This is a genomic window from Cellvibrio sp., from assembly GCF_053579595.1.
The window spans coordinates 1-3,715 of sequence record NZ_JBRFPI010000418.1; the positions used below are offsets into that span (position 1 = coordinate 1).

Consider the following 3,715-nt stretch of genomic DNA (forward strand, 5'->3'; position numbering starts at 1 on the left):
AGTTCTTAAGTCGCGCGTTTGGTGAATCGTTGCGGAAAGTTTATCGCAAGCGCAATTTACAAACTGCCCATTAACTAAGCTTTAACCATTATAAGCGAGGAGAATCCATGAACGACTCAATTTATAAAACTCCGAATTCGAGCCAAACGAACTACAACTCAATTGAGCTGGCTGGGAACCAATTTAAAATTAAAGAGCCGGGAAAGTTGCCTAGCATCTGCGTTGGTTGCGGAACAGAATCTGATTTAGTTAAAGTGCAAGATAAGCTTAGATATGTTAATCCAATTATTATATTGTGGATTTTGCTCAGTCCACTCGCATTGATTATTGCGTATTTCGTTTGTAGAAAAGACGTAAATATAGAATTTGAGAGATGCAAGCCATGCAATAAGAAGAAGGTCCTTTGGTCAAAAATATCAATAATTTCTTGGGTAGGTTTTATTGGTTCAATCCTTTTGAGGTTTCAATTTGACGGGACAGTTGGTGTATTTATTGCCATCATGATATTTGTGTTCTTACTATTCGCATTGTTCGCCTCAGCGATGAAAGACCCTGGGTTCTCGGTTAAATCATATAATGCCCCATATTTTTATCTTAAAGGATTTAAAAAGATGGTCGCTAAAAAAATGGTAAAGGGTTAACAAAGCGGTCAAACATGTAATATTCATGGTGACTCCTCTCTTCTGTTTGTACTGTATTCACAAACACTTTACTTGTATTTTTTTGGTGGGTAATGGTCTTTTATTAAGGCTTGGCAAACGGTTGCGGTAAAAATCAACACCTCCTAATGTGCCACTGATTTACCGCTGCTGAACGAAATGTTACATCGAAGGGGATATAAGATGACTTCAAATTGGTCTCAGGATGTTTATGTGAAGGCATGGGACTTCGCAACTCTAGCTCATCACGGGCAGACCTACGGCGGGCCGGTTGATGGCCAACAATTTGATTATATTAATCATGTTGGGAGCGTTGCAATGGAGCTAATTTGGGCTCTAAACAATACACCTGAAGCCGATGGTAATTTAGCCATTCAATGTGCACTTCTTCATGACACCTTGGAAGACACAGAAGCTACATATGAGCAGTTGGCATCAAATTTTGGCAAAGACGTTGCGGAAGGCGTTAAAGCATTAACAAAGGATGAGAGTCTGTCTACCAAACACGAGCAAATGGTGGACTCTTTAGAGAGAATTAAAATGCAACCCGTTGAAATTTGGATGGTAAAACTTGCCGATCGGATTACGAATCTCTCAGCTCCTCCTTTTTATTGGACTAAAGAAAAGAAAATTAAATACAGAGAAGAGGCCTTGCTCATTCACAGTGAGCTTCATACGGCAAATAGCTATCTGTCTGAAAGATTGATTTCTCGTGTAAATAGCTATCAAGATTATATTTGAGAGGATGTTAAATCCAAATGCATATAGAAAGCTTTAAAAAAGTATTCCGCAGCGCACCTTGCTGGATATTTTCGGCGTGACATCCAAGTACAGAAGCCGATGAAGAAAAGTGAGATTAATTGCTGCGATGAGCCCATTATTAGCAATTCAAAAGAAGATTTGGGGCATGCTGAATCAATGGAATATATTTTGTTTCAATGTGAAAGCTGTGGAAAACATTGGCTAAATGTATTCTGTGTCGCTTCCGCTATATCTGGGTTTGAAGTTGTTTCAGAAAGTGACGTAAGCGTTGTATTGAATTTGCCAAAGGGTCCTGAGCGAAAGACATTTATGAAAGAATGGGGTCGCAAAAATCTTTAACTAGAGCATAAGCTCAAAGACTTTCGGCCGAGCCCAATTCAATCATTGAGCACAGGGTAATCGGATGAGGATTGGTGAATGGATAAAGTCGAATTAATGCAGATAGAAGATAGTTTTATGATTGAGAGTATTGGATTAATTCTGATTCCTTCCTTCGAATTGCCGTCTGGAGGGGACTGAAAGAATATCACCAAGGAAGTCACCATTCGCAATCTCGAAGGAGTTGAAATTACAGCCGAAGCATTTTTAGCATTGCACACTTAAATATCAAATATCCAACTGTGAACGTTAGTAAACGCTGGCCAATTTTGATATCACTTCCCCGCCGCAATCGCATCCTCAATAAAATTCAATGCTTCATCGATCAACGCCAGCATAGATTGCTTCGCGCGTTCGGGGTTGCGGTTTTTAATCGCGTTGAAGACTTTTGCGTGGTCTTCCACTATGCCTTCGTGGTTGCCTTTGATGGGGCTGGTGTGGCTGATGCTGACGCGCAGGGCGGTGGAAATAAAATCACGCAGGCGGATGTAAAAACGGTTGTTGCTGGCGTAGAGGATGCTGACGTGAAACGCGATGTCGGCTTCCAGATCTTCTTTGCTATTACCTTCGGCTTTGCGCATGCCTTCGAGGGCTTTTTCAATATTGTCTAATGTGGTTTGGTCTGCGTAGCGTGCGGCGAGGGCGGCGGCTTCGGGTTCGATGGCGATGCGCACTTGCAAAAATTCTTTTAACACCAGCAGCGAGGGTTTGCTTTCTAATACCCAGCGCAGCAAATCCGGATCAAAAATATTCCACTGGTCTTCCGGCAATATACGAATGCCCTGACGTGGCTTGCTGGAGATCAATCCTTTTGCGGAGAGCATTTTTACTGCTTCGCGCACTGCGCTGCGGCTTACACCAAATTTATCGCAGAGTTCTGCTTCTGTCGGCAAGCTGTCATCCGGAAATTCACCGCAAATAATTGTGCGTCCCAGCTCTTGTACCATGCGTTGGGAAAGGTTGAAGTTGCGGTCGAGGATTGCCATCGTTGTCATTGCTCTGTTAGACGAAAAAGATGGACGAAGATTAACGATTTATTGTTAATAATACAATCTGAGAATAGCGCTGGCGGCGATTGGCAACGCGGTGTTTTAGATTGCGGGACGCAGTGATTTAGACCAAGCGGTACAGCTTTGTCCAGGCGGGATCGGGCTTCCAGGTTACGGCCCAGTTAGGCAAGTCGGCGGCGGGCATGGGGCGAGCGATGCCGTAACCCTGTGCGAGTTCGCAGCCGAGTGGAATCAGCAATTCGCCGTGAGCGATGGTCTCTACACCTTCCGCAATGACTTTGCGATGAAACGCATTGGCTAAACCGATTACACCTTTCACAATTTCCAGATCATCCGGGTCATCGAGCATATCGCGGATAAATGTCTGGTCAATTTTTAACAGTTCGGCGGGCAGGCGTTTTAAATAGGTCAGCGATGAATAGCCAGTGCCGAAATCATCCACCGCAAAGTGCACGCCCAGCGCACGACATGAGCGCATTAATTCCGCGACTTCGGCGATATCTTTTAACGCGCTCGTCTCTACAATTTCCAACTCCAGAAAATCTGGCGGCACTTCCGGGTGCTGGGATAATTGTGTAGCGAGGCGCGCAGCAAAATTACCTTGCTGCAATTGTTGTGCACCCACATTTACGCTCACCGGAATATTCACACCCAAGTTGCGCCACAGAGCGATTTGCCGCAGTGCATCATCGATGACCCAATCGCCCAGTTCAATACTGAGTGGATGGTCTTCAATTACCGGCAAAAAAGCCGCTGGTGCTAATAAACCGCGCTCCGGGTGTTGCCAGCGCACCAATGCTTCTGCGCCAATAATTTCACCGGTGCGCATATTGACTATGGGTTGGTAGAACAGCACAAAATCTTCATTATCGAGCGCGGTGCGAATATGTTCAAGCGATTCGCGTT

The 3,715-nt window shown here is 44.4% G+C and carries 4 protein-coding genes; 2 read left to right on the forward strand and 2 right to left on the reverse strand.

What is annotated here, in order from left to right:
- Nucleotides 1-107: 107 nt before the first annotated feature.
- Together ACWA6V_RS18875 and ACWA6V_RS18880 are read left to right on the forward strand one after the other, a co-directional pair.
- Nucleotides 108-641: a hypothetical protein gene (locus ACWA6V_RS18875; RefSeq protein ID WP_449523946.1), complete on the forward strand. Its 534-nt coding sequence runs from the start codon at nt 108-110 to the stop codon at nt 639-641.
- Nucleotides 642-842: 201 nt separating this feature from the next.
- The gene (locus ACWA6V_RS18880; protein WP_449523947.1) at nt 843-1,400 is read left to right on the forward strand and encodes an HD domain-containing protein; all 558 of its coding nucleotides are present in this window, start codon (nt 843-845) and stop codon (nt 1,398-1,400) included.
- Nucleotides 1,401-2,074: 674 nt separating this feature from the next.
- On the opposite strand, the gene ACWA6V_RS18885 is transcribed toward ACWA6V_RS18880, so the two are convergent.
- Complete coding sequence (locus ACWA6V_RS18885; protein ID WP_449523948.1) at nt 2,075-2,785, reverse strand: FadR/GntR family transcriptional regulator; 711 nt, start codon at nt 2,783-2,785, stop codon at nt 2,075-2,077.
- Nucleotides 2,786-2,912: 127 nt separating this feature from the next.
- A partial coding sequence (locus ACWA6V_RS18890) for a putative bifunctional diguanylate cyclase/phosphodiesterase (protein WP_449523949.1) occupies nt 2,913-3,715 on the reverse strand: 803 nt, incomplete at its 5' end.

Excerpts from the sequence above, each read along its gene's own strand:
- ACWA6V_RS18875 (WP_449523946.1), top strand. The coding sequence starts at position 108 with ATGAACGACTCAATTTATAAAACTCCGAATTCGAGCCAAACGAACTAC.
- ACWA6V_RS18880 (WP_449523947.1), top strand. The coding sequence starts at position 843 with ATGACTTCAAATTGGTCTCAGGATGTTTATGTGAAGGCATGGGACTTC.
- ACWA6V_RS18885 (WP_449523948.1), bottom strand. The coding sequence starts at position 2,785 with ATGGCAATCCTCGACCGCAACTTCAACCTTTCCCAACGCATGGTACAA.